This window comes from Streptomyces sp. 142MFCol3.1, assembly GCF_000424945.1.
GTDB classification, from domain to species: Bacteria; Actinomycetota; Actinomycetes; order Streptomycetales; family Streptomycetaceae; genus Streptomyces; species Streptomyces siamensis.
On sequence record NZ_AUKV01000059.1, the window covers coordinates 1 to 26,120 of the forward strand.

Annotated in this window: 23 protein-coding genes and 3 pseudogenes; 9 read left to right on the forward strand and 17 right to left on the reverse strand. The window is 67.1% G+C overall.

All coding sequences use genetic code 11. The annotated features are described in order from the left end of the window. Nucleotides 1–566 precede the first annotated feature (566 nt). Entirely contained in the window at nt 567–1,424 is an 858-nt protein-coding gene (locus H305_RS51805) for a glutaminyl-peptide cyclotransferase (protein ID WP_078629523.1), read from the forward strand. 317 nt (nt 1,425–1,741) lie between these two features. Here the strand turns inward: H305_RS51805 and H305_RS0141850 are convergent, their stop codons facing one another. The 3 genes from H305_RS0141850 to H305_RS55530 all read right to left on the reverse strand — a co-directional run bounded on the left by H305_RS0141850 (nt 1,742) and on the right by H305_RS55530 (nt 3,552). Beyond that, entirely contained in the window at nt 1,742–2,371 is a 630-nt protein-coding gene (locus tag H305_RS0141850) for an SMI1/KNR4 family protein (protein WP_199791537.1), read from the reverse strand. A 76-nt stretch (nt 2,372–2,447) separates the two neighbouring features. Next, a complete protein-coding gene (locus H305_RS0141855) occupies nt 2,448–2,678 on the reverse strand; it encodes a hypothetical protein (RefSeq protein WP_158690680.1) in 231 nt (76 codons plus the stop codon). A gap of 583 nt (nt 2,679–3,261) precedes the next feature. Continuing rightward, complete coding sequence (locus H305_RS55530; RefSeq protein WP_234021432.1) at nt 3,262–3,552, reverse strand: hypothetical protein; 291 nt, start codon at nt 3,550–3,552, stop codon at nt 3,262–3,264. A gap of 508 nt (nt 3,553–4,060) precedes the next feature. Here H305_RS55530 and H305_RS0141865 point away from each other — a divergent pair. Beyond that, a complete protein-coding gene (locus H305_RS0141865; protein ID WP_028805700.1) occupies nt 4,061–5,086 on the forward strand; it encodes a hypothetical protein in 1,026 nt (341 codons plus the stop codon). Nucleotides 5,087–5,266: 180 nt separating this feature from the next. Next, nucleotides 5,267–5,917, forward strand: a pseudogene (locus H305_RS0141870) (DNA polymerase III subunit alpha); the annotation flags it as partial. Between the two features lie 247 nt (nt 5,918–6,164). Here the strand turns inward: H305_RS0141870 and H305_RS49690 are convergent. From H305_RS49690 to H305_RS0141930, 12 genes and pseudogenes are all read right to left on the reverse strand, one after another. After that, a complete protein-coding gene (locus tag H305_RS49690) occupies nt 6,165–9,782 on the reverse strand; it encodes a tetratricopeptide repeat protein (protein WP_028805702.1) in 3,618 nt (1,205 codons plus the stop codon). Nucleotides 9,783–9,836: 54 nt separating this feature from the next. Further along, nucleotides 9,837–10,172, reverse strand: a complete 336-nt coding sequence (locus tag H305_RS0141880) for a trypco2 family protein (protein WP_028805703.1) — start codon at nt 10,170–10,172, stop codon at nt 9,837–9,839. Between the two features lie 68 nt (nt 10,173–10,240). Continuing rightward, nucleotides 10,241–12,646 carry an NACHT domain-containing protein gene (locus tag H305_RS0141885; protein WP_028805704.1) on the reverse strand — a complete coding sequence of 802 codons (2,406 nt, stop codon included), beginning with the start codon at nt 12,644–12,646 and terminating at the stop codon, nt 10,241–10,243. A 510-nt stretch (nt 12,647–13,156) separates the two neighbouring features. Further along, nucleotides 13,157–13,387: a hypothetical protein gene (locus tag H305_RS48780; RefSeq protein WP_051371586.1), complete on the reverse strand. Its 231-nt coding sequence runs from the start codon at nt 13,385–13,387 to the stop codon at nt 13,157–13,159. 5 nt (nt 13,388–13,392) lie between these two features. Continuing rightward, a pseudogene (locus tag H305_RS48785) lies at nt 13,393–14,336 on the reverse strand (ISAzo13 family transposase); the annotation flags it as partial. 333 nt (nt 14,337–14,669) lie between these two features. Then, a complete protein-coding gene (locus H305_RS0141900) occupies nt 14,670–15,155 on the reverse strand; it encodes a DUF2269 family protein (protein ID WP_028805705.1) in 486 nt (161 codons plus the stop codon). A 249-nt stretch (nt 15,156–15,404) separates the two neighbouring features. Further along, nucleotides 15,405–16,970, reverse strand: coding sequence for an MFS transporter (locus tag H305_RS0141905; RefSeq protein ID WP_028805706.1), 1,566 nt, complete (start codon nt 16,968–16,970; stop codon nt 15,405–15,407). Continuing rightward, nucleotides 16,967–17,341 carry a hypothetical protein gene (locus tag H305_RS0141910; protein ID WP_037767196.1) on the reverse strand — a complete coding sequence of 125 codons (375 nt, stop codon included), beginning with the start codon at nt 17,339–17,341 and terminating at the stop codon, nt 16,967–16,969. The genes H305_RS0141905 and H305_RS0141910 overlap by 4 nt, the downstream gene beginning before the upstream one ends. 138 nt (nt 17,342–17,479) lie before the next feature. Continuing rightward, complete coding sequence (locus tag H305_RS0141915) at nt 17,480–18,421, reverse strand: GlxA family transcriptional regulator (RefSeq protein ID WP_028805708.1); 942 nt, start codon at nt 18,419–18,421, stop codon at nt 17,480–17,482. A 332-nt stretch (nt 18,422–18,753) separates the two neighbouring features. Beyond that, a complete protein-coding gene (locus H305_RS48790) occupies nt 18,754–19,803 on the reverse strand; it encodes a GlxA family transcriptional regulator (RefSeq protein ID WP_234021433.1) in 1,050 nt (349 codons plus the stop codon). A gap of 268 nt (nt 19,804–20,071) precedes the next feature. Continuing rightward, complete coding sequence (locus tag H305_RS0141925) at nt 20,072–20,650, reverse strand: carbonic anhydrase (RefSeq protein WP_037767205.1); 579 nt, start codon at nt 20,648–20,650, stop codon at nt 20,072–20,074. A 247-nt stretch (nt 20,651–20,897) separates the two neighbouring features. Then, the gene (locus H305_RS0141930) at nt 20,898–21,560 is read right to left on the reverse strand and encodes a diguanylate cyclase (RefSeq protein ID WP_199791538.1); all 663 of its coding nucleotides are present in this window, start codon (nt 21,558–21,560) and stop codon (nt 20,898–20,900) included. A gap of 507 nt (nt 21,561–22,067) precedes the next feature. Between H305_RS0141930 and H305_RS0141940 the strand changes: the two genes are divergently transcribed. Then, nucleotides 22,068–22,736: an HD domain-containing protein gene (locus tag H305_RS0141940; protein WP_063611404.1), complete on the forward strand. Its 669-nt coding sequence runs from the start codon at nt 22,068–22,070 to the stop codon at nt 22,734–22,736. Here the strand turns inward: H305_RS0141940 and H305_RS53100 are convergent. Next, nucleotides 22,714–23,016, reverse strand: a pseudogene (locus H305_RS53100) (aldehyde dehydrogenase family protein); the annotation flags it as partial. The gene H305_RS0141940 and the pseudogene H305_RS53100 overlap by 23 nt on opposite strands. 248 nt (nt 23,017–23,264) lie before the next feature. Here H305_RS53100 and H305_RS0141945 point away from each other — a divergent pair. Then, nucleotides 23,265–23,900 carry a TetR/AcrR family transcriptional regulator gene (locus H305_RS0141945; protein ID WP_028805712.1) on the forward strand — a complete coding sequence of 212 codons (636 nt, stop codon included), beginning with the start codon at nt 23,265–23,267 and terminating at the stop codon, nt 23,898–23,900. Between the two features lie 34 nt (nt 23,901–23,934). Here H305_RS0141945 and H305_RS48795 read toward each other — a convergent pair whose 3' ends face one another. After that, nucleotides 23,935–24,234 (reverse strand): hypothetical protein, encoded by a 300-nt coding sequence (locus H305_RS48795; protein WP_199791539.1) that lies wholly within the window; start codon nt 24,232–24,234, stop codon nt 23,935–23,937. Here H305_RS48795 and H305_RS0141955 point away from each other — a divergent pair. From H305_RS0141955 to H305_RS0141970, 4 genes are all read left to right on the forward strand, one after another. Further along, nucleotides 24,233–24,394 carry a hypothetical protein gene (locus H305_RS0141955; RefSeq protein WP_158690681.1) on the forward strand — a complete coding sequence of 54 codons (162 nt, stop codon included), beginning with the start codon at nt 24,233–24,235 and terminating at the stop codon, nt 24,392–24,394. The two genes, H305_RS48795 and H305_RS0141955, sit on opposite strands and share 2 nt — an antisense overlap. Nucleotides 24,395–24,641: 247 nt before the next feature. Beyond that, complete coding sequence (locus H305_RS48800) at nt 24,642–24,944, forward strand: hypothetical protein (protein ID WP_037767207.1); 303 nt, start codon at nt 24,642–24,644, stop codon at nt 24,942–24,944. Then, on the forward strand, nt 24,941–25,609 hold the full coding sequence (locus H305_RS0141965; protein WP_028805715.1) for a winged helix-turn-helix transcriptional regulator: 669 nt from the start codon (nt 24,941–24,943) through the stop codon (nt 25,607–25,609). The genes H305_RS48800 and H305_RS0141965 overlap by 4 nt, the downstream gene beginning before the upstream one ends. A gap of 70 nt (nt 25,610–25,679) precedes the next feature. Continuing rightward, nucleotides 25,680–26,120, forward strand: a 441-nt coding sequence (locus H305_RS0141970) for an NAD(P)H-binding protein (protein WP_028805716.1), incomplete at its 3' end; no start/stop codon positions are given.

Genomic DNA, 26,120 nt, shown 5'->3' on the forward strand with positions numbered 1-26,120 from the left:
AACCGGCTCCGACGACGCCGCCGGCCAACCAGCCCCCACCGGCTCCGACGACGCCGCCGGCCACGGGGCCCCACCAGCTCCGACAACGACGCCGTCACAGGGCCCCACCAGCTCCGACGCCGCCGCCGGCCACGGGGCCCCACCAGCTCCGACGACGCCGCCGTCACAGGGCCCCACCAGCTCCGACGACGCCGCCGGCCACGGGGCCCCACCAGCTCCGACGACGACGACGCCGTCACAGGGCCTGCCGCGTCGCCCCGCCGACCACCCAACCCACCTCCGCCCGGCGGGGCGACGCACCGCGACCCGCCCAGCGCGCAACAGGGCCGAACACACCCCGACGACCAGTCCCCGCCCCCAGCAACGCACAACGCCAAACACCAGGGCGCCGAAACCACCACCAGGCCCTGCCCGCCCCCACCACGCCAGACCCCGCACCGGTCAACCGCACACCACACCCCACCGTCCCAGGCACCCCATCCCACCCTGCTGCAACAGAGCGAACCCCCCGGCACACCACCCGGCAAACCACCCACCACACCACCAGGCATGACAGCGTGTCAGCCATGCGCGCAGCTCTCACGGCCCCCGTGACACTCCTCGCCCTGAGCACCACAGCCCTGCTCCCCGCATGCACGACGCAAAGCCAAAGCAAAGAACCCGGCGCACACGCCCCGAGCCCGAGCAACGTCAAACACCTGACCATCGACATCGTCCGAACACTGCCGCACGACCCCACAGCCCTCACCCAAGGCCTGGAAATGGCCCACGGCACACTGTACGAAAGCACCGGCCTGACCGGACACTCCGCCATCAGCGCCGGCCCCCCAGGAACCACCCCCACACACCGCGTGAAAATCCCCGCACCCCTATACGCAGAAGGACTCACCATCACAGGCCCCACCCTGTGGCAACTCACCTGGCAAAACCACATCGCCATCCAACGCGACGCAACCACCCTCACCGAACTCCGCCGCATCCCCTACGACACCGAAGGCTGGGGAATCTGCCACCAACCCCGGCACAACCGCCTCGTCACAAGCGACGGAACCTCCACCCTCACCTTCCGCAACCCATCGACCCTCAAAAAAACAGGCTCCATCACCGTCACCCTCAACGGACACCCCCTGCCCAGACTCAACGAACTCGAATGCGTCAACGACCTCGTCTACGCCAACATCTGGCCCACCCACCGAATCGTCCGCATCAACCCAAAAACAGGCCAGGTCACCGCAGACATCACCATCCCACCCCTCCTCAACCCCACCGAACAACACCACGCAGACGTCCTCAACGGCATCGCCGCCATCCCAGGCACCAACCAATTCCTCCTCACCGGCAAATGGTGGCCCAAAACATTCCAAGTACGCCTCAAACCCCAAACAGCCCAGCCCGGACGCCACACAAAGCGACAAACCCCATGACGACCGACACCGAACAGCGAAACACCGACACCGAGCAGTACCAAAAGCTCTCGACACGGCCCCCGTGACCCAGGCGACTCAACACGCAGAGACACCTCGGCAGTCCGCATACACCCCGACCGAACACCACCACACAGACGGACCGAACCCACTCGCCAACCGCCCCCGGCGCCCACACTGTTGGGCGACGCTGAAGACACCGACGGGTCCGGCACTGAAGGTGCCGATCACCGAGAACAAAGTCGCCCCACTGATGTGGTCCCAGCGGGGCGTTTGTCGGAAGGTGTCGCGGTCGTCGGCAAGGTGCCGAGGCACAATCAGTCGAACTTCATGCCGAAGTATGGGTCGGGTTCGCCTGTGTAGGGGTCGACGCCGGACTCCCACCGTCGTCGTTCCTCGCGCCAGTGGACGAAGTGCGGAAAGGGCCTTCCCCAGAGGGAGGCGTCGCTGAGTGGGCACTCGTCGAAGTCCTTGGTGAACAGGCGCCGGAGGAACTCCGCCATTCCGCAGTCGTAGATTTTCCAGTGGGGCCTGCCGTGCCGTTCCCATACGACAACGGGCCACTTGTCGGGATCGTGGTCAACGGTGAGCCAGCCGAGGATGTCGGCTCCGCAGCTGACGCCCCAGGCAACGACAGAATCAGGTCCGGCATCGATCCCGTCCGGTCCTCCTTCGGACTCCCACAAGTGCCGCATGTTGGCTGTCTCGGCCGCCATGCCCCCGAGGTCAGGGCTGTCGGCCGGCTGTGTGCTCGCTTCGGGGGTCACGACACTCAGCGCGCCGTCGATGCCTCCGGCTCCGTAGGTGCTCATGAAGGCGATGTAGTCGCAGGGGAAGCCGACTCCCCAAGCCCGCCGGATCGCATCCCAGTCCACCTGCTCATCGGCTCCGTCATGTGGCGGCATCACCACCGTGAGTGCTGCGAGGACTGTTCCTTGAGACGGCATGTTCCCTCCAGTTGTGTGCATCGTCTGATGCAAGGTATCCGCCGCCACCGACATCGAGTTTCGACGGTGTGGAATGTCAGTCGAGGACTTCGGTGACGGCAGACTGGGCGGCCTTCTCGTCGACGAGGGACTTGCCGGCGGCGAAGGTGGCCACGAGGGATTGCAGGCAGAAGTTGTTGACCACGCGGGGAAAGCCGCGCGATGTGGTGTGGATGAGGGTGACGGCGTCATCGGTGAAGAGCCGGTCACCGCGGCCGGCGAGGCCGAGGTGATGCTTGATGTAGCTGGCAGTCTCGGTGGACGTCATCCCGGCCATACCAACTCGCCCTGCATCAGCCGAACATCGACCCGCGCCGGGTCAGCCTCTCCCGTGAGCACAGCGCCTCCGCGCGCTACACCCCCCGGCGCTCACCCAAAAAGTACGGAAGGGCCTCTCGCATGCCCTTCGTCGGCAAGGTGCCGCCCCACATCTGCACCTCTTCGTCGGCAGGCACGCTTACCGATCACGCCGACACCAAGCTGCCCAAACCGCCGCACTCGCAGGCATTTTCAACGACGTCTAACACCCACACGTCTCACCGCAGCAAACCCCCATGCCGAGGGGACTGACCTGCAAACCGCCCCGAACCCATCCCCGCACGGGCGCGCCCACCCGACCGCACACCAGCCCGGCAAAACGCACCCGCCCTCGAACCAGACAACTCCACCCTCCCCCAAGTGCAGACCCGGCGCAGGCGCACCCCCGCCATCCCAGGAGCGAACGCCACGCGTCCCACACACGACGTGCGGATCGAACAGCCTCCCGACGCAGCCCCCCGCACACGCGGGAACAACCCCCACAAGGCAGCTCGGCCGCTGCGAAGTCCGCAGCGAGAAAAGGCCAGCGCCGTTCAGGACCCGTAGTCAAGAACCGTGCCGCCGCCGGCCTCGATGAGCCAGCACAGCGAACCGCTGCCGAACGGCCAGCCGGTGGTGGCCACCTCCACCCAGCCACGGCCCGGCTCATCGCTTCCCGCCTGCCACCACCAGCTGCGATCACCACCGGCCCCACGCTCCGTCGGATCGAAATGGTGCAGCCATTCCGACAAAGCCCACACTTCGCGGCTGCGGTCCCTCCTGCGCTCCGACGACTTCGCACGCCACCGCCGCAACCACACCCTGATACCGAAGAACGTCCCCACCTCCCACTCCGTGGACTCCGGCCCGCACCGTCGAACGAACCAGGCCGGCAACAACCGCGGCCAGTGCACACAGACAGGCCAGTCATCGACCCTCACGAGCACACACGTCAGCACCGCACGTGCACCGGCAACCACCCGCCCCGGATCATCAGCAGAGAACCAGACCCGCACCACAAACAGCCGGCCCCGGACGTCCACGGCCCCCGGCCCAAACCGAAGACGCCTCACGCCCACGGCATCACCCGCATCGAGCGTGGACGGTGCGGCGCCCTCCTGACCGCCGGCGGCCCGGACGGAATGGACGCGTCAAGGTCGTCTCTGTCCAAGTGGTACGTGGCGACGAACCGCGCGCGTGGACGGACATCCACGCGGCGATCATGGACCTGCTCGCGGGCCATCTGCCAGCAACGGACCGGCGGTAGCGCCCTGCCAAGTGGAGCCCGTGCCGGAACTCTTCGCGGGGCGGCCACGAGAGCCGTTGTCAGAGGCGATTGGCAAGATTGCGGCCATGAATGTCACCCCTGTCACTCCGCCACGGCCGATCGACGTTGCCGCGGTCTTTCCCCAACTGGCCCCGCTGGCCCGCACGGCGACCCGCCTGCACCCCCGCCCTGGGGCACCGACGTGGCACGACAGCTCGATCGGCGGGCCGCTGCTGTGGCCCGCCGAGGAGCCGTGGCCACACTGCGAGGAACCGCATGTGGTGGACGGCATCAACCCAGCCCAGTCCCCGGCGGATCTGCGGCTGGAACGACGGATCTTCGCCTCCTCGCACAACCGGGACCTGACTCTGGAGGAACGGGAGACTCTCAAGCGGATCCGACCCCCTCGGACGTATCCGGTGAGGCCGGCGGTCCAGGCGTACGACGGCCCCATAGCGATGCTGCCCGTCGCGCAGCTGTACGTACGGGATGTACCCGACCTGAGCCCGCCAAAGGGCAAAGACCTGCTGCAGGTTCTGTGGTGCCCCTTCGATCATCCGATCATGCCCAGGACCCTGCTCTTCTGGCGCTCGGCAGCCACCGTCACCGACATCCTCGACACGCCCCCCGAACCGCCCGCAGTGCAGTTCGACGGCTATCTACCGGAACCGTGCCTGCTCGAACCGGAGCAGATCACCGAATACCCCGACCATCTGGAGCTGAGCAAAGAACTGCAGGAGCAGCTCAAGCAGTGGAGTGTGCCGCAGGCAGCAGAGGAAGACATGGACCCGGACACCTACTACGACTGCGTGCTGTCCAACGCACCCGGCTGGAAGGTCGGCGGCTGGCCCGCCTACAACTCCACCGACCCCAGCCCGCAGCCCTGCTCCGAGTGCGGCACCAGCATGGAGGTCCTGATGACCATCGCCACCTTCGAGGAAGGGGACGACGCCGCGAACAGCTGGTCTCCGCACCCCCACCCGGGTGCTGGACCCTACCCCGGCCACCGCGGCTACAACGCGACCGGTGTCCAGATAGGCAGCGGCTACCGACAGCACCTGTTCATCTGCCCGGCCAAGCCCGACCATCCGCACATCGAGTCGATGACATAGCCCGCCCGCAGTGCGCAGCCGACACGTCACGGTGCGGACATGCCGTGACGCCGGGTGGCCCCAAGGCTCAGGCTGCCTACCCGCGGCCCGACATCCCAGAAGGAAGCAGGCCATCCCTGACACGACCGCGACGCATCACCCCAGGTTGAGCGCGTCCCGGTGAGCTCGCCGGTCGGTAAAGAACGCTTCCTCAGCGAGCGGCGCACGTCGCTTCCGGACATCGACCTCGACGTGGAGTCGGAGCGGCGCCTGGAGGTGTACGACGCAATCACCAAACGGTTCAGGCGGGAGCGGACCGCGGTCACCAGCATCCCCGAGACCTACCGCGCGCGCCACGCGCTGCGGGACACGGGGCTCGCGCTCGGTCTGCCGCCTCAGGTCATCGGTGATGCTGCGAAGAGCTTCCCGCACATCCGGGCCCGGGACATCCGCTCCGCTCTGGTGGAGCTGGCGGCGCAGGCAGGGAAGTTCGGGCCGCTGTTCGAGCTCGCCGAGGGACTGCACGCACTCCCCCGCGCCTACGCCATGCACCCGTGCGGGGTCATCCTGTCGAACGCGTCGCTGCTGGACCGGCTGCCCGTGCAGCCCACCCCGGCGGGCTACGCGCTGTTGCAGGCCGACAAGGAGGACGTCGAAGATCTCGCCCTCCTCAAGCTCGATGTGCTCGGCGTGCGGATGCAGTCGGCGATGGCGCACGCCGTCACCGAGATCCGTCGCACCACCGGCCGTCAGCTCGACCTCGACAACCCGGACCATGTCGACCTCGACGACCGGCTCGCCTTCGAGATGATCCAGGCGTCCGACACGGTCGGCCTGTTCCAGCTGGATTCTGTGTCAAGTCCAGTCGTGTTGCCTTCCTTCATCCTCGTGCCGCGACGGGGCCGTCACCCTCATGCCGATCACGGCTGCCATGGGGATGGTTGGTCTTCTGTCGATCGCCTCCGAGCCGGACGCCTTCTGTGTCTGCATCCCGTGTCAGTACGCGCCGTCAAGATCAGTTGGCAGAAACTAGTGGGCGTCTGACCTGCTGTGGTACCCAGTTTTTGAGATCACCGGGAGCCGGTGACCTCAGTTGACCTCATTTCTGAGAGTCGAGAGCAGCAGCGTTCATTGCGAGCCAGTCACGGACTTCCTCCGCCTCGCGGTGACGCCCAAGGCTAGTGAGCAAATCTGCCTGCAACCGCAGTACATTCCCGAGCTGTGACGCGAATTGGGTGGGCCTTGCTGCGACGAGCCTGCGGTAGAGCTCGACTGCCTCGCCCGTCACCCGTAGAGCTCCGGAGAGATCCGGTTGAGCCTTAAACTGTACCCATGCCGGGCTTCGGAGCGCTCGTGCGAGATTGGTAAGTGCGGCGGCTAGATCCGGTTCCGATGCGGCCGGGGTGTCGCGGGCGAGCCGACGGTAGATGTCCACGGCCTGTTCCTCAGCGTCCAACGCCTCATCCATGCGTCCCACGTCCATCAACCAGTTGCCGAGGTTGTTGAGTGAAGCAGCGAGGCCAGGTTCGTAAGCGGCGGGGTTATCTCGGGCCAACTGACGGTAGAGGCACACCGTTCGCTCCTCTACGGCCAGGGCTTCCTCTGTACGCCCCACATCCGACAGAAGAGGGCTGAGGTCGGACAGCGCTCTCGCAAGATTGGGTTCGTGTGCAGCCGGATCCTCGCGGGCCAGCCGATCAAAGACGCCCACGGCCTGTTCGGCGGCGCTCAGCGCTTCTTCGATGCGTCCCATGTCCGACAAGCAGAGACTGATGTTGGCCAGTGAACCGGCGAATTCAGGCTCGTACACGGCGGGATTCTCCAAGGCCAGCCGCTGCCGGATCTCCAGTGCCTTCTCACTGGTGGCCAGTGCCTCCTCCGCGCTTCCGATGTCCCACAGCCAGTTGCCGAGGTTGTTCAGCGAGGTGGCCAGATACGGTTCGTACGCGGCCGGGTTGCCGCGGGCGAGTCGACGGTAGATGTCCACGGCCTGTTCGGCAGCGTCCAGCGCCTCCTCCGCGCGTCCTACGTCCGACAGAAGATTGCTGAGGTTGTTCAGCGAGGAGGCGACATCGAATTCGTGCGAGGCGAGATTGTCGAGAGCGAGCCGCCGCCGGATATTCAGGGCCTCCTCCCCGGCCGCCAGTGCTTCCTGCCGCCGTCCCACATTTGCCAGCCGGTTGCCGAAATTGCTCAGCGAGGTGGCGAGGTCGGCTTCGTACGCTGCCGGATCCTGACCGGCCAGCCGACGGTAGATCTCCACCGCGCGCTGCTCCGCATCCAGAGCTTCCCCGTGACGCCCCACGGCCGAGAGGTCAGCGCCGAGATTGGACAGGGCTTGGGCGAGATCCGGTTCGTACGCGACCGGGTTGCTACGGGCCAGTCGCTGCCGGATCTCCAGCGACTTCTCGGCGGCGGCCAGTGCCTCCTGCAGTCGGCCCATCTTCGAAAGTTGAATATCGAGGCCCGACATCGCGTTGGCTAGATCGGGTTCGTACGCGTCCGGATCCTCGTGGACGAGCCGATGGTAGATCTCCACCGATTGTTCTGCAGCGGTCAGGGCCTCGGCCCGTCGTCCCAGATCCGACAGCATGAGTCCGAGGTTGGACAGTGACCTCGCGAGGTCGGGGGCGAACGCGGCCGGATCCTCGCTGGCCAGCTGGCGGTAAGTGCTCACGAGGACGTCGGTGAGCTTCAACCCTAGGTCGCTCAGGACGGGCATCCGGATGGGCACCACAGCGTTGGCCTTCTCCACCGCGTCGAGGTCAAGCGGGACCGTGTCCAACGCGGCGTTCAGGCTCCGCAGGACGCTTTCGCTATCGGGGATGCGGTGAGCGTTGTAGTGGGAGACGGCCGCACGGGCCAGAACGGTGATCACCTGAGCTTGCTGGTCGGTAGAGGCATCGGTCATGAGGGCCGGCAGCGGGGCGCCGGGGCCGGTCAGCAGCGTTGAGGCGTGATATTCGGCCACGCGGTCGGGTTGCAGAGAGCCCCAGTAACGGTCGGTCCCGGGTGGATAAAGGGACCGGAGCCAATCGGCAGTGTCCAGCGCCCGGCTGGGTGTAAGGCCGGGGATCTTCCGGGCGGTCGCCTCGGCTTCAGCCTGGTCGGCGGCTCCGCACACGACCGCGACGGCCACCGCACGCTGGAGCGTGGCCGTGCTCAGGTCACTCAGTCGGAACGCCGGGGTCCTGGCGGTGTCCTCCCAATAGCGCTGCTCGTGGCGGAGCAGAGTGGCTTCCGCTGGCTGGCCCGGGCTGGCAGCGACCGGGGCGGGGCCGTGCTGCAAGAGGGTGGCCAAGGCCGTCATTTGCAAGGTGAGTACGGAGTCGTAACGCGGATCCGCCAGGTCGGCGGGGGGATGGACCCTGGCTGCCACGGCGGCCCAGTCGGTCCGGCCGAGGGCGGGAAGGTGCCGGAGGAGGGAGGCGAGGTCGACGATGGCATCAATGAATGCGGTGGCGCGGGCAATGGGTGGGGCGCCGCTCGGGAAGAGGGGGGCGAGTTCGATGACGGGCGCTGAGGCGAGGAGTTCGCGGGCCGGTGCGGTGGCGCCGAGGCTGTCGGTCCGCCACGGGCCGTCGGTGCGAGCGAGCAGCAGCAGGCGGGTGCGGTGGCGGGCGGTACGTAGGCGCTCTATGAGGTGGCGGACCAAATGAGGTCGCGTTTCGGCGTAGTCGACGGTGAGCTGGAGCCGTTGAGCGGTGTCCAGGCTGCTCAGATCGGGCACGGTGGTGGCGTCGGCCAGGTCGGCGCGCACATGCGCGCTGACCCAGTCCCGCGCGCGCAGAATGTCGGTGAGCTGCCGGGCCAGCCGGGTCTTGCCCTGTCCGCCGGGGCCCGTGAGCACGCGCACCGAAAAGGTTTCCGTGTCCTGGTGGCACCAGCCGAATAGCTGGTTCAGCTCATGTTCGCGGCCCCGGAATGCAACGGCTTCGGCATCGGCACGCAGGAGCATCGCCGGGGAGCGCAGGTCCCGTTCGCGGGCGGCGGGTGCAAGGAGAGCGGATGGTTCGGCTGGTTCCAGGACGGGTTCCCACCCGGTGTGTTCGGTGATCAGCGCGCGAAAGGCGTCGTCGGTCAGCAGGACCTTTAGCGGCATGGCGGTCAGGCGCGTGCCGCCAGTGGCCTGGCGGTCCTGGCGCACGACACCGCACAGCAGGTCGCCGCAGAGTAGGGCGGCTCCGGACATACCCGACCAACGGGTTCCTTTGGTCTCCAGTGGCGACTGGAGAGGGATGGTCGGGTCGGTGCTGAAGACCTCGTAGCGGCCCGCGAGGCTGCCGGTGCCAGGCCGGATTGTGCCGATGAGCTGCTCATCCAGGCGACGGCCGTCGTCGAAATCCATCTGCATGCGGGGGAATCCAGCGACGGCGACCGAGTGCGGGCGGGTGCCGATGAGCTGGCCCCAGCGCTGCGGTGGCCGGACCCGCAGATCCTCCAAGGATTCCGGTGTCTCCCAACCGTGGCCGACAGCTACCTCGACCAGTGCGGCATCCACCACGTCATCCTTGCGCCGCCAGAGGACAGATGCGGGAAACTCGCGATCCCCCATGTCAGGCCGGGTTACGGTCACCGAATCGGCCCCGAATGCGCCGTCGACGACATGCACGGCGGTCAGCACCAGGCGCGGCGCCACCAGGTAACCCGAGCCGAACCCCCGCTTGTCCTTGCCCGGCCTGCGTGTTCGGATCTGCACCCGGCGGTCGAACTCCACAACAGCCCCCCATTCTTTACTTCCTGACGTGCGGTGTGCTGGCCCGGCCGGGGACTACTCCTCGTCGTGGACGTCGACGTCACCGCCGCCGAGCCGGTGCGGCTTCAGTTGCACCGTGACCGTGTGGGTCGCCTTGTTCCCGGTCTCCCTCTTGCCTCCCAGACCGACGACACTGAACCTCAAGCCCCCGTCCAACCCCCGGGTACGGGTCAGCTCCATGCCGAGCTCCAGCATGATCTCCCCCAGAGTGAACAGCACCCCCCTGTGGCCAGCGCCCGTACCGTCGGGGTCGGCGATCCTCGCCTGGGCCTCGGCGATCTGGTCCCGCAGCAGCGTGATTGCATCAGCCAGGTCCAGCCACTGTTGGTCCGTACCGTGTGCATTGCCCATCGCAGTCCCCCTCTTTGGCTCAACTACTCACAGTGACTATCAAGCACGACCGACATTTGCACATCCGTTTAGTGACGCCGGGCCGCGCGCCAGGTCCAGAGGAGGTGGCCAGCACCGAGGACACCCAGTAGGACGCCCCCGCCATTGGCCACTAGGTCCGTGGTCGGCGCGGTGCCGGCGGTGCGGACGAGAGTGTCGGCGCAGGCCAGCCCCAAGCCGACAGCGATGCTGGACACGATGAACCAGACCTGGTTGCGCGGCTGCGGGTCGCCGGTGGGCTCGCCGGTGACCTGGCCGGGGTGCGTCTGCCGGTACCAGCGTGCGAGGTGGTCCTGGAACTCGGCGTGCCGGAACTGGTACACCGGTCCCACCGCTCGCAGCAGCCCCAGCCGGTGGGCGTCGTCGAGGAACGGCATGAGCCCCAAGGGCAGCCTGCGGCGGGCGGCCGCGTGTCCCACGGCCACCGCGTACACGAACCACGCCCGCCTGCCGGAGAATAGCGTCGTCCCGACGACGAGCAGGATCCAGAAGATCATGCCGGCGACGACCTCGTCGTCCGTGCGGTTCTCCCAGGCCGTCCAGCCGATGAGCGGCCCCGCGATGAAAAAAACCGTCGCCATCCGCAGCAGGCCGCCGAACCGGTCCACCCGCAGCGAGCCGATGGGCGTGTGCGCCCGTCCGCCTGCCAGCGCAGAGTCGGTCCCCAGAACGAGACCGAACAGCAGTCCGCCGACGGCTCCGTACGGGAGCGCCAGCAGCAACGGCGTCACGCCGTCGGGCAGGAGCGCTCCGCCGGAGTCCTCGGTCACCGCCCGCCAGAACCATTCCCCTGCGTAGTTGAAGGCGACGATCGCGGTGACGGTCGATGCGCCGATGAGTGTTCCGAGAAGCGCGTGCCGTCCGAGGCCGGGTCCCGACCGGGTGGTGACGAGGTGGGTGTAGCGCGGGCCGGAGTACAGGGCGTCGGGCGCGTAGTAGGAACTGGCGGCCCCGCCCAGCAGGAACGCCAGGAGCGCCACAGTCCACGTCCCCCCGTCCGGCATCTCGGCGTACGGCGCGTACCGTCCGATGGCCACGCCCGCGACCGCGCCGAGGACGGTCCAGATTGCTGCCTGCACCGCGGCGAGTACCCACCAGGGGAGCGTACGGGCGCCCAGGAACCACCAGGACAGGTCACGCCTGACGGGCTGGTCCGGCTGGGCCAGGGTGGCGGCGAGGAAGCCGAGCCACTGCCGGACGTCACGCGCCTTGTAGGGGCGACTCGGGCGGAGATGCGCAGGCAGCTTCTTGTTCGGCGGTCGAGACCTCAGAACTTTGGGGATCAGCAGGTCGAAGAAGTGGCCTCGCAGGGCTGGCACATCCACGTACGCGTCCGGCCGCAGCAGTTCCGCGGGCGACGTGCCCGGCTGCGCGTACGTGATTCGCAGCAGCCCGAGGTCCAGCGGACTGGCTACCGCCGTCGCGAGCACGCCGACGGGCCCGGTATGCGGACCGGGGCCCTCGAGCGCGGCGAGCAGCTCCTCCCAGGCAGACTCCGAGCCGGGGCGCAGGTACGCCCTGAGGTGTGTGGCGGCGGCTGCGGGCGTAAGCGGCTCCGGCCTGATCCTGGGTGCGTTGTGCAGCAGCCCGCCCTGCGTCTGCAGGGCCTGCTCGAACTCCTCGGTGCGGCAGGTCAGGATCAGCGGGGTCGTGACGTCGTCGCTGAGCGCCGCGAACACCTCGGCCCGCTGCGAGGCGGGGATCTCGTCGAGGCCGTCGAGCACCGGCACCACGTGCGCGTTCTCGACGAGCCGCCCGGGGATGTCCCAGCCTTTGCTCGGCACGTCCGGACAGAGCCGAGACACCTCCTGCGCGATCCAGTCGGCGAAGTCGGCCCGACCGGCAGACCAGTCCGCGGCCGACACCGGCAACGGCACGACGTCGAGAGGCGGCCGCTCCGGGCCCGACGTGACCGGACGAAGCAGCGCTAGGGTCAGCTGCAGCGCGACCGTGGTCTTGCCGGTGCCGCGCGCCCCGACGACGATCAGCCGGCGCGACGGGGAGGCCAGGAACTTCCGGGCGAGAAGATCCGCCTGATGGAGCGCCTCGTCCGGCGTGGTCGCGCCGGCGAGCGCCACTTCCGTCACCGCGCCCTGCCGGTCGACGTACTGCCAGGTCACCGGTATCGGCCGAGATCCGTCCTGGTCGCGCATTCGCGCCTCGTCCTGCCAGATCTTCTGCACCTGCTGGGCCAGCCGCGCCTTGGCGGCCGCGACGGCGTCGTCCGGCGCCGTGACGACGGCCCGCCCGATGGCCCGGCGGTGCCACAGCTGCAACGACACCGCAGCGGTGGCCAGGCCGAGACTCGCACCCAGCACCTCCAGGCTGATCTTCCAGTCGTCGGCCCGTAACTGGCGGAGGATCGCCGCCAGTCCGAGCGCGACCAGAAACAGCCCGACCCCGTACAGGGCGTAGTGCCGCCCCCGTCTGTCCATCCGGCCATGGTGGCAGGAGGCGGGGAGGGAGGGGAGAGGTTTTGCGCGGCCGGACTCCAGCAGTGGGAAGGATCCCGGGCGATGGCCTCCCACGTGTGCGACCTGGCCGCCAAGCTCGGCTGCTGCACCGCGTCGTGATCGTCCACGCGGACCTCGCCGCAAGCTCGCTGCCGAGCAAACCCGCCGCCTGGGCGTGCGCTTCGAGGTGGTCAAGGCTGAGAGCGGAGATCTGTTGGCGCGCACCGTCGCCCGGTTCTTCAAGCTGAAGGTCAAGGCAGAGAACGAAGCCCGAGAGCAGGGCCTCGACCCGGCCACGGCGAAGATCGCTCCGGTCTGGCCTTCATCCTCAGCTAGTGTTCGTGATCCTGTTCGCGTAGCTCGCGTATGCATCCAACAAGGCCGCTGACCAGCGGTGTTGGGAGCTGCGGAAGTAGCAGTCGCGGAATCACGAGACACGGCAAGTCATGACACCCCCCAGTTCAATTGGCGGGCCGCACCGAAAAGCCGAGGCTAACGAGTCGAGGGCCGGTGCTGGACGGGCAGCACTCGAACGATGCCGTCGCTACTGGCTGCCTCGCGCAGCTGCTGGTTCTCGACTTCCAGGACGTGTATGACCCGCACCAGCTGCTGGACGTCCGTACGCAGACGGTCGCGCTCGCCACGGAGGCGGGTGAGCTTCTGGTGCAGCTCGTCATTGGTCCGCTTCAGGTCGTCGACGACCTTCGGCCGCGTGTCCTGCATGCGCGCACTTCGTGGCTGGTCAGGGGGCGACCGCGCCAGTTCATCGTGATGTGGGAGAAGAGCCGGTGCTCGATCTTGTTCCACTTCGATGTGCCCGGGGGCAGGTGGCAGACCGTGATGACCAGCCCGGTTTCCGCGGCCAGGCGGGCGAGTCGAGTTTCCAGGCCCGGGTGCGGTAGCCGTTGGAGCCGCCCGCATCCGCGGTGATCAGCAGCCGGGAAGCTTGCGGATAGTCGGCCTGACCCTGACCGTGCCACCAGCGGCGGATCGACTCTACTGCGAACGCGGCGGTGTCGTGGTCGGTGCCGACATTGACCCAGCCGGTGTTGGCCGCCAGGTCGTAGATGCCATAAGGGATGGCCTTGCCCAGCTGCGGATCGGCGAAGTCGTGGACGCAGACCGGCACCGGATCGCCCGTGGGCCGCCAGGAGCGGCCATGGTTGTGGAAGTCGCCGACCAGCTCTTTCCTCTTGGTGTCCACGCTGATCACCGGCTGGCCGGCGTCCCGGTGATCGCGTGCTTGCTCGTTGAGATACCGGAACTGGGCATCCCTGTCGGCATGCTGACTGCCCTCGAGCGTCTTGGCGTTGGCCTGCAGCCGGAACCCCTCCTGCCGCAGCAGGCCGGCGACGGTGTCCGCACCGACCCGGTGGCCCTGACGGGTCAGCTCGGCCGCCAGCGTGCGGGTCGACTTCGTCGTCCACCGCAACGGCGACATCGGAACACCACGTTCTTCCGGCTCGACCAGACTCAGCAGGGCACTCCGCAGTCCAGGGTCGAGGTCCGCGACGCGTTTGCGTCCGCCGCCCCGCCGCCGCACCCGTCCGGCCAGAAACGGGCCTGCCTCCAGATCGGACATGCCCTTGCGAACCGTTGTCCCGCTCACCCCGGCCGCCCGAGCCACGGCTCGAATACCGCCATGTCCCAGCCCTCGGGCCTCTGCGGCCATCACCAGTCGCCGCTATCGTTCGTCCAGATGCGGGAACAACACCGCGAACTTCACGGCGAGTTGATCACGGGTCTCGTCCGAGATGCGCATACGACACCAACGAGCCCCGGCCCTGAAAGCAACACCTTGATGATCGGCAGACCCTTAGAGCCGAAATTGTGGACAGGGTTTCGGTCCTGCCCAGTGTCCGATTTCGGGGGCCTCCCACGTGGAAGGCCCCGTCCCCTGCTGGGATCAGATCCGTTTGCCCTGGAGTCCACCGCACGCTGTTGAACAGCAGGACCACGTCAACAGTCACTGGCAGCGCGTAGCCCTCACTACGGTGTTGAGTCGTTATGCGCCTGTCGTCGAGCCGGGTCGGACGATCATCAGGACCACGACGATCAGCCAGGTGAGGGCGAACAGGCCGGTGATCATCGACAGGCGGGGCAGCCGGAGGATCAGGGAATCCGCGGCGGTCGACGTCTGGTCGGGCTTGTCGAGCTGGGTGACCACGTTGTCCTGGGTACCGAGCACCGCGATGCCCAGCAGTACGGCGGCCACCGCGGTCAGCGCCGTGGAGGCGATGAGCCAGGCGCTACCCATCACGCCCATCACCTGGGCGGTGCCGATACCGAAGGCCGGTACGGAGATGCCGACCACTGCGTAGACGCGGCAGATCCGGTGCAGCAGTCGGGCCGAACTCTTGGCCGACTGCTGCTCGGGGCCGTCGGTCAGTGCCTGGCGCGCGCAACGCGGGAACAAGCTCGCCGCAATGGTGACCGGTCCGATGAGCAGGATCGCCGCCAGCACATGGATGCTGAGCAGGAATTCGGCCATGTTGGTATCTCCCTTTCGCGCGCACGCCGACGCGGGGTGTCAGGCGCACGGTTTCAGTCTGGATTGAGCTGGGCGGGCGGTTGATCGCAGCGTCGCCCAGCGGTTCGGCCCTGCGTTGTGACCGATGCCCTGATTGCGGGCAGTGCCGGTTTTGATGGCTGTATTCAGCCATCAAAACCGGCTGGTGCGGGGGGCGTTGTTCGGCCTGACGGCCTGTGGACGCCTCGCACCGGCCCGTCGACGTACCGCTTACGCTTCGGCGGATGTCCGGGGACTGTGAACCTTGTGCCGGACGAACAGCGCCGCAGGCACGGCCATGACGATCAGTACAACTCCGCCTATGACGTTGCCCAGGTGCACGGCGTCGGTGAACGCCCTCGGTACCGCGGTTCCCAAGACGCGAGCGAGGGATGCGGGGAGGCCCGTCGCGCCGCCACCGTGTGACGCACCCTCCACGATCCTGTCCGCCTGCGGCGAGGGCATGCCTGACTCAACGAGACGGTCATGCAGGTTCCGGGGGAAGCGACTGGTGACGACAGTTCCGAGCACACTGGGGCCGAGCACCGTTCCCAGCTGACGAGCCATGTTCACCGCTGCTGCCGCCATCCCCTCCTGCTGTGGCGGGACACTGTTGACTGCGGCAGCCGTCGAAGGTGCTGTCAGCAGGCCCGCACCGATGCCCGCCACGAGCAGCCCGGGCCACATCGCCCCGTACCCTCCTGAGGCATCGGTCGCGAGCAGCGCGAGGGACCCAGCCCCGATGAGGACCAGGCCCGCAGTGATCAAGGGGGTGAGGCCGACCCGGTGCACCAGCACCCGCGCGGCCACCACCGTGACCAGGAGGAACGTGCCGAACAGCGGCAGCAGGCGCACGCCGACATCAAGGGGGCTGGTCCGTCCCACACGTTCCATGTAGAGCACGCTGAGCAGGGCGACACCGACCAGTCCAAAGACGCTGACAGCGGCCACGCCCATGACGGCCGAGAAGGAAGCGCTCCGGAAGAGTCTCAGGTCCAGCATGGGGTCGGGGTGACGGAGTTCTACACGTACGAACAGGAACAGGGACACGGCGAAGACCACGTACATGGCGATGATCGGCGCCCTGGTGTATCCCGTGGCGCCGCCCTGGATGATCGCGTAGGTGGCCGAGGCCGTCATCACCGTGCCCAGGACGAGGCCCGCGAGGTCGAGCCTGCGCGTGGGGTGTCTGGACTCGGTCACGAAAACCGGAGCCAGGAGGAGAGCCATGCCGGCGATGACGAGGTTGGCGATGTAGACGGCATGCCAGGAGAAGTCCTCGAGCAGGGCGCCGGCGAGGATCGGGCCGACGGCCAGACCCACTCCGGAGCACGCGGCCCAGATACCGATCGCGGCCGTGCGCTCGTGCGGGTCGGTGAAGGTGGCACTGACGATCGCCAGGCTCGTCGGCAGTACGGCCGAGCCGCCGAGGCCCGCGATCGCCTGGGCGGTGATGAGCATGCCGGCGCTGTCGGCGAAGACGGCGAGCACGCTCCCGATCAGGAAAACGGCGGCACCGAGGCTGAACACGCGCCGACGCCCCACGAGGTCGCCGAAGGTTCCGGCGGACATCACGAAGCTGACGACGGCGAGGCTATACGCACTGGTGATCCACACCAGTGTGCTGGCGGTGACGTGAAGGTCGCTCTGAATGTCGCCTAGGGCCGAGATGGTGGAGGTGACGTCGACGAAGGCCATCATGACTCCGAGGCAGACCACCAGCAGGCCGAGCCAGCGGGACCGCCCGCCGCCTGCGGCCGCGGCGCGGGAAGCCTGAACAGGAACGGAGGCCGTCATCGGACCGTCACCGCCCCTTTCAGTGATACGCCCAGCGACACCACGGCCACGGCGGCCAGGAGGGCCATCGTGACCCGCCAGGCCGGTCGGTAGGTCTCCAGAGAAGCTCCGCCGGAGGCGGTGCCGAGCATGGCGATCAGGATGCCGACGACCGACCCGATCCGTGTCGGCATGGTCACGATGGCGCCGCCCGTACCCGCGTGCCCGCGGCGCGGACCGACCGTGGTGGAGGAGACACCGGTCGTGAGTGCCAAGCCGGCGCCGAGCCCGAAGAGGAGCCGGCCGGGGAGGATCCCGGAGAGGTGGTTCGGGTCGTTGTCCAGGCATCCTCTCTGGGTTCGCGGAGGGGGCATCTGATCTTGCGAGGACATGCGTCTCTTCCGTTCTGCGGGATGCGCGGGATGTCGTGGGCAACGGACACCAGGGTTCTGGACTGAACTGTCAGGAACCGTATGGAGTTGTGGAATGGAATGTCAAGAACGCACGGGAAGGGCGAGGCAGGTGGCCGACTACGCCTTGTGGCGGAACTGAGTTCGGTACTCCTGTGGCGAGGTGCCGAGATGCCGGTGGAAGACGGCCCGCAGGGAGGCAGGGGCACCGAGGCCGGCGAGGCGGCCCACTTGTTCCACCGGCACGGAACTCGCCTCCAGCAGCTCGCGCGCCCGGTCGATGCGCGCGTCGGTCAGCCAGGCCATCGGCGTGGTGCCGGTCTCCTCGCGGAAGCGGCGAATGAAGGTCCGCCGGGACATATGGGCCTGTTCTGCGAGGTCGTCGACTGTGAGCGGGTCTGCAAGGTTGTCGAGCATCCACTCCCGCAACGGAGCGAGCTCGTCGCCGTCGGCTTGAGGGCGGAACTGTTCGATGAACTGAGCCTGGCTTCCCTGCCGCCGTGGCGGCGCGACCAGATCCCGCGCCCGTGTGTTCGCCGCCGCCGCGCCCAGGTCGGTGCGGATCAGATGCAGGCACAGGTCGATCCCTGCCGTGACGCCGGCGGATGTGAGGATGTCGCCGTCGTCCACATAGAGCTGGTTCGGCAGGACGTTGACGTTCGGGTAGCGCCTTCGCAACTGCTCGGCGTGCCGCCAGTGCGTCGTGGCCGGGCGTCCGTCGAGCAGTCCGGCCGCAGCGAGGACGAAGGCTCCGGTGCAGATGGAGACGAGCCGGGCACCTCGGGCGTGAGCCACCTGCAGCGCCCTCAGGATGCCGGCCGCCGGGATCGCGTCGATATCGTCGTAACCCGGGATGATCACGGTGTCGGCGTCGTCCAGAGCTTCGAGGCCGGCGGTGACGGTGATCGCGAAGCCGGACCCGGGCACAGGTCCGGGGCCGCTCTCGGCGCATACGGTCAGCTCGTAGTGCGGGTCCGTCGAGAAGATCTGCGTCGCGGTGCCGAACTCGAGCGGGAGGACCCCGGGCAGTACGAGCACTGTGGCGCGATGTCTGTTCGTCATGTGGCACGACTGTAGCGGTGGTAGGCATCCGTGCCATTTGTATACCGCGAGCAGCTCTCGTATCCGGGACGATGACGACAGGGCTGGACGCACCGGGCCTGCTCCGGTTCGAGATGGAGAGCGCCGATCTCGCCGCCGGCGTGCTGACCGGTCTCGGCACCCGGCCCGGGATGTCGACAAGGTCTGGGAGGCCATCGCTCTGCACACCACCCCGCAGATCCCCGCGCGAATGGGGCAGGGCGATGCAGAATCCTGGGCGCCCCAAAGGTAATCCCTGTAAGGGAGTTGTGTCCGCCACAAGGGCATGGTGTCGGATGGTCCAAGTCGGGCTTCTAGTCCTGGCGGAGCTGCCCGAACCGGCTGCGGTAGTCCTGAGGAGACACGCCCAGGGCTTTGACGAACGCGCGTCGCATACGCTCGTCGTCACCGAAGCCCGTTCGCCTTGCGACGACCCGCACGGGATCACGCGTCGCCTCAAGAAGTCGCCTTGCGGCTTCGAGTCGGAGTTTTTCTACGGCTCGTGCCGGGCTCTCCCCGGTTTCGCGGACGTACACGCGCGCGAAGTTCCGGGGGCTCATGCGGGCGGCATCGGCGAGTGCCGGTACGGACAGGTCGGTATTGAGATTCGCGCGAATCCAGTCGTGCAGGTCGTCGAACCGGCCTCGTACGTCCTGCATCTGCTGTCGCAGTTCGATGCTGAACTGGGACTGCCCGCCGGGCCTCTTCAGGAAGAGAACCATCGCGCGCGCGACGTTGAGGGCCGTTTCGCGGCCGAGGTCGTTCTCGATCATTGCCAGCACCATGTCGATTCCCGCGGATACACCGGCGGACGTCCAGATCCGGCCCGAAGTCACGAAGATGGCGTCGGGGTCCACGCTGACGGCGGGGTGCTCGCGCTCAAGTTGGCGGCAGAACGCCCAGTGTGTGGTGGCTTCCCGGCCGTCGAGCACGCCGAGTTCGGCGAGGACAAACGCTCCGGTGCAGATGGAGCCGAGCCTGCGCGGCTGGGCGAGGTGCTCGGCCAGGCAGGAGCGCAGTGACTCTGTCGAGGCCGGCGGTAGTCTCAAGTCGCTGCCCGACACCAGCAGGGTGTCGACTCCTTGGAGGACGCCATCGTCCAGCCGTGTGGTCTCCAGTCGCACGCCTGTGTCGGTGGTGACGGCACTGCCGTCCTCGGAGGCGAGGACGACGTCATAGGCGGGACGGCCGTCCAAGAGATTTGCCTCGCTGAACGCTTGTAGCGGGCCGGCGATGTCCATGAGCTTTGCGCCGTCGTAGGCGACCACGACGATCTTCCGGGTGTCGCCAGCCGCACCCTTGGCGGTTTCTGAGGGCATACTGCATTTTATGCCACAGCTTTGCACACCGTCCACAATGGGCATGTCTGCCGCGAAACGCCTGAAAATCGGTGCGTGCCGCAAGGACTCATGGAGCGCTGTCAACTCCCGGCCGCCAGGGGGCGACCCAGATGGACCGCGCAAGCCGTGCTGCCGTCAGACATGAGAGCGAGCCCCGCCAGCGCCGCAGGGCACCTCCCGGAGCAGGCATGCCGTGTCATACCGTCGCTCGGCAGCGAGACGGAATCGCGGCAGCCTCGGAAAAGTCCCTGCGTACGCCGTCCGAGGCCAGGTCGCAGGTAGGGCGGGAAGCTTACGCGGGCACGTCGCGCGCGATTTCGATGAGCTCGCCGGTGTTCATCTCGTAGAAGAATCCGAAGAGCTTGGTGGACTTCGGCACGGCAGGGTGGCTCCGGAGCAGGGCGAGATCATATTTGATCGACTCGTCGAAGTGCGGAATGGTCAGGCTGTCCCGGCTGAAAGCATCCGAGATGTCCACGTCGTGCTCGTCGCGATACCGGTTGATGAGCTGGTCCGGCCTGAACGCCGTCGCACCGCAGAACGAGTGGTGCACCACGACGACGGTCTTGAAGTGGAACAGGTAGTCCATGGTCGCGACTGCCTGCAGCGCGTCGACTGCACGCCCACCGGCGTTCGCCAGGGGGAACAGCGTGCGTGTGTGGCCGACTCGGTTGCCGTTCTCGTCGAGGATGTTCTCGCCAGGGAAGACCTCGTCCCCGAAGTGTTTGGCAACGGCTTCGGGGATTTCCGCCGCTCGCGGATCGAAGCAGTGAACGACCATGGTCGTCATGGGGATCGCCTCATTGAAGCCCTGGAAATTCTCCTGATCGAACCACGGCTGACTGCGGAATTCGTACTCGCTGAGATCCATTTTTTTTCCTCGCTTAATGACTATGTGATGGAACATGCCAGGCCTCCAAGACGTGGCGTCCCTGTAGACGCCGCAGCTCTTGAAAAAAATGACCTGGGTCGTTGCGCTGGTTTTCCTATTTCGAGCCTGGTGCCGGATAAGCCGTGAGAGTTGTTCCGGCGAGTGGTGTCGGAGACGGCGGTCGTACAGGCGCAAGGCGGCGGCCGGCGACGGGCCGGGGATCGCGAATGCGCGGTCGAGCGGCGTTTTATTCGTCGAACGGGGCCCAGTCCAGAACTGCTGTTGCGTCGACGATGGGGATCGGCGACCGGTTGTGAGCAACCCGCGTGCAGATGTGCACCCAGTGGTGGTACGGCTGCTTGGTATCGACCTCGCGGTTCAGTAGCTCGTTAAAGGCGCGCTTGAACTGCAGCCGGGGATATCGCCGGAGCACCTCGGCGATGTCGGCCGGGTCCAACTCCGCGTTCTGGGCCCCGGAGACGTCGTAGTCCAGTCCGAGTTGCATAAGGCGGCTGGTGTCGCCCCGGAACGGGTTGAAGTCCCACGTATGAAGAGCGATGTTGTCCCAGACGTTTTGCGCACGCCCTGCTGAGACGCCCTTTTCCACGAGAAAAGAACGCGCCGCGCCGGCGCCTTCGACCTCGAAGCGATGAGGGCCCCGAGCGTGCTCCGTCAGGCCGAGATCATGCAGTACTGCAGACAGGAACATCAGTTCGCTGTCCACCTTCGTGCCCTCCTGCTGCGCGAAGAGTTCGGCGAACCAGTAACACCGCATGACGTGATTGAACAGTACGTCGCCGGAAACGCGGCGGGCAAGCTCCTCGGCCTGGCGCGCGATATTGGAGTCCGGCGCTGTGATATCGGCGATCAAAGTGATTTCCTTCCCTTGTTTCTGGCTCAGATCTGACATTAAGTGACCAGCAGGTTGGCGGCAATGACATCTATACCTCGAATCCTGCCACCCGCTTGTGTGGCGATCCTGCCCTGCCGCGTCGACCGCTCGGCCAGCAGGCCTGCACCTGCCACCGGGCGATCTGGAAGAAGTTCGACTCTTCCTTCACCCGGAGTTCGATGGTCCGGAAGGCCCTGCCCGGATGCGGACGGCCCGGGTCCTCGTCGCCTGCATGACGAGAAGTCAGGCGCGCACGACGTCATCCGGCGGTCTTCGCGGATGCCACGAGCGGATGAACTCCAGCAGATCTACGTTGATCGTCAATGCCCGCTCTCGGTGCACACGGTCAGGTCCCAGCACGGGTCCGTCGAGAGCAGCTGCGCCGCGTTGCCGAACTCGAGCGCGAGAACCTCGGGCTGTACGAGCACCATGGCGCGATGCCCGTTTCGTCGTCTGGCACGACTGTGGCGATAGTTGGCATCCGTGCCACTTCTTGCCTGAGAACAGCTTTCGTAGCGTCACCCCATGACCAAGACTTCACCCACCCTCCCGAATGAGCTGCACGGCGACGTACTCGCCCTCCCTTCCGGGCCGCTGGCCGAGGCAAGCCTCGCCGCGGCGCGGGCCGCGATGCATCCGTCCGTGCTGAACCACTGCATCCGCGGCTTCTACTGGTCCCGCCTGTTCGCCGCCCACAAGGGACTTCTCGACGACGCGGACTACAACGAGGAACTCCTCTTCGCCGCAAACGTGATGCACGACCTGGCGACCGGGCCGAACGCACCGGGCCTGCTCCGTTTCGAGATCGAGAGCGCCGATCTCGCCGCCGCCGTGCTGACCGGTCTCGGCACCCCGGCCCGGGATGTCGACAAGGTCTGGGAGGCCATCGCTCTGCACACCACTCCGCAGATCCCCGCGCGAATGGGGCTGCTGACCCTCCTGACCTACGAAGGCATCTGGATCGACTTCGGAAAGAACGCCGACCTCGTGACGGAGGAGCAGACCCGGATCCATGCCGCCTATCCGCGGCTGCAGATGGTCCGCCATCTGGCCGACGAAGTCCTCGCCCACGGTGCCCGCTCCGAGACGGCCGCGCCGCCGTACGCGCTCACCTATCAACTTGCACAGGAACGGGCGGCGGACGGCGTCACGTCCATGGAGCGTGGCGTGATCAATGGGCCATGGAGGGAGTAGCAGCAGTGTCGAATCTCGCTGAACTCACGTTCAGGGCGCAGCCGGGGTAGCACGAAGCAGCGGCTCGGAAGGTGGTCACCGCCGCCTGAATCAGGCCCCTCGCCTCGGCCTGCTTAGAGGATGTCATGCATCGCAGAAGCACTTCCGCACGCTTGCGAACCCGAAGCGAAGCCCATTCCCGCTGGGCTCTCCGGGCCCCGCCGAACGCCACCTCGACATCGTTCGGTGTCGAGGTGGGCAGCTCCGCGATGGTCTCGCCCGTCATAGGGTGCGACTCAGGACACGTCCGCTGCCCTCCACCCTCAAAGTGAGTCCAGACACCAGGCCAGAGGTGACGACGTCAAGTGCTGTCCGGTCGCTTCGTGCTGCGACAGCGTTGCGGTGCGAGGACACGAGTCTCATCCGTATGCGGAATTCGCGGGATGCCCTGAACAACGGACACCAGGTTTCAGACCGAGCTCTCATGAACCACAGGAACTTATGGAACGGAATGTCAAGAACGCTTGTGCGGCCTGTAGGCTGGCCGTCATGGGGCGCCCACCAGGATTCAACAAGGACGAGGTCGTACAGGCCGTCGAGCGACAGTTCCGCCGTACCGGATACGCCGGTACCAGCGTCGACGACATCGCCAAGATCACCGGGTTGGGCCGTGGCAGCCTCTACGCCGCCTTCGGGGACAAGAGCTCGCTGTACCTACGGACGCTGGAGGCGTACTGCGGCCGCACCGAGGCCGCGTGGGCGGCCGTACTCGAAGGTCCCGATGGCACCGCGCTGGAGCGGCTGCACGAGTATCTCGTGCAATCGGCAAGGTTCGTGCACGAGGATCCGGACGGGCTCGGCTGCCTGGCGACCGGCTTCGTCGTCGAGGGAGTCGACCATGATCCGCAGGCTGGTGCGCGCGTACAGCAGGCCCTCGGGCGCATCGAGGGGTCAGTCATCGGGTGCGTTCGGGCTGCGCAGCGCCATGGCGACCTCGATCCCGAGGCTGACGCGCAGGTGGTCAGCCACCTGCTCATGACAGTCAACCGGGGCTTGGAAGTGCTGGCCAGGGCGGGGGCCGACACGGCCGCGCTGGAACGCGTCGCCGATCAAGCGTTCGCCGGACTGCCGCTCACCGCGCAGGCGCGGTCCCTGCAGGGTCCGGTCGTCTCCGGCGCTTCCTGAGCGCCACTTGCCCGAGGGTCCCTACTCGGTGCGGTCAGCGGTCCGCGGCAAATGATTCGACGTAGGCCAGGGCTCCGTACAACGCGTCGCGCAGAGGCGTGGAATCGCCAGCCGCCTGGTCCAGCAGTGCTCCGCCCTGGAACGCGGCGGTGAGCAGGTGGGCGAGCGCGGCCGGATCAGCCTCCGGCCGCAGCTCGCCGCGCTCGCGCATCTTGCTCAGGCCGCATTTGAACAGCTCGTAGGGTCTGGCCGGCAGCCTGGCCCAGGCACTGATGTTCGCCGCCGACACCCTCTCACCCGAACGCGCAACCACCGGCAGCGCCGTGCTCGACATGAGCCGACAGATCGGCAGCGCCGTCGGCGTGGCCGTGCTTGTCGCCCCCACACCTCACACCACGCTCATCGGATTCGACCACGCCCGGTCGGTCCAGGCCGGAGCCGGCCCGGCCGCCGGTATCGCCCCGCTCGCCCTCCACTCCCACCGCGTGCCCTGACAGCACGGCCTCCCAACTGCTCGGGAGCGGACACTATCGCCCACGGAGCGCCTCGCCGAGCGCCACCTACCGGCACTACGCGGCCGGGGCCCGCAGAGTTGATCAAACAGAAATTTTTCTGTCATACCGGGAAGACTCGCACCCCCCTGGGAGTTCTAAAACAAGTAGCAACAACTACATGTTCTTGAAGTAGCGGGCCAGTGGCCGCTTCCAGGGCGTGTGAGCGCGACAAGGAAGGAGAAGGTCCGTGAACGACAATAAGTGGATGGTCGGATTCCGCCGCCGCTCTGGGGTGGGAGTGATCGTTGAGCACTTCTATCTGGTGGACGGCGCAGCAGACAGTGCCGCAGCACACCGCGCTGCCGCCCGGATGGCCGAGTTCGAGTCCAAGCCTGCGGGCCGACATGACGGCGGACTCGATGTCCAGCGGGTGCGAGTGCAGCGAGTCGTCACTGGCCTGCTGGGCCATGTCCGCCTGTCCGCTCCGGTAACCGACCGGATGGCGATGCCCTCCGCGTACACGGCGATGTCGCCGGCCGGGGTGGCATGATGAACCGTTCCTACGAACAGACGTGTTTCATCGCCCGCTCGCTTGACGTGCTGGGTGAGAGATGGACGCTGCTGATCGTGCGGGAGCTGGCCCTGGGCCCCCGCCGCTACGGGGATCTCCTATCGGCCCTGCCAGGCATGGGAACCAGCCTTCTGGCCGCACGTCTCAAGCACCTTGAGCAGCATGACGTGCTGCGTCGCACAACGCTGCCGGGTCCGGGCCGCGTAGCCGCATATGAACTGACCGGCCGCGGCGAAGCGTTGATGCCGGTCCTCGCCGGCCTCGCCGAGTGGGGCGCGGGTCTGGGAGACCCGCCGCCCAGCTACACCGATCGCGCCGCCTGGTCCGTGGTGGCAATGCGGCTCACGGCCACAGGAGAGGCGGCGCGTTTCGACACGCTCACGGAGTTGATGGTCGGCGAGGAGACGCTGTGGCTGCAGGGCGATGGCGAGCGAGTACGAGTGGAGACCGGCCCGGCGCCGCTGAAGCCCGGTCTGCGCCTGATCTGCGACAAGGAAACGTTCTACGCCCTAGCGAAGGGACAGGTCGCCGTCGATGACGCGATGACCTCGGGGCGACTCGTCGTGCACGGCGAGCCGGCCGCCGCCCGGCTGTTCTTCGAACTGTTCCGCCTGCCCGACGGACATCGCACGACCTCTCACTGAGTGCGGCACCCACTCAAGGGGCTCAACCCCCCCCATACACCGGTACTTCTCCAGAAACGGAAACATCACCATGGAACGCAATCTGCTCGTGATCGGGGCGACCGGTAAGACCGGTGGCCACACCGCGGAACTGCTGCTTCAGCGCGGTCACCACGTCCGCGCGCTCGTCCGTCGAGTCGATGAGCGCTCCGAGCGGCTTGCCGGCCTCGGGGCACAGATCGTGGAGGGCGACGTCCTCGACCTCAACTCCCTGGCGGAGGCGACGAAGGGGATCGACGCCCTGTACTTCACCTACCCGATCGTTCCCGGCCTGATGGACGCCACGGCGAACGTGGCCCTGGCGGCAGAGGAGAACGGGGTACAGGCGATCGTGAACATGTCGCAAATCTCCGCCCGCCGTGAATCCGCCAGCAACGCAGCACGCCAGCACTGGGTCGCCGAGCGTGTGCTGGAACACTTCCCGGCAGCCGTCACCCACATCCGTCCGACCTTCTTCGCCCAGTGGCTGATC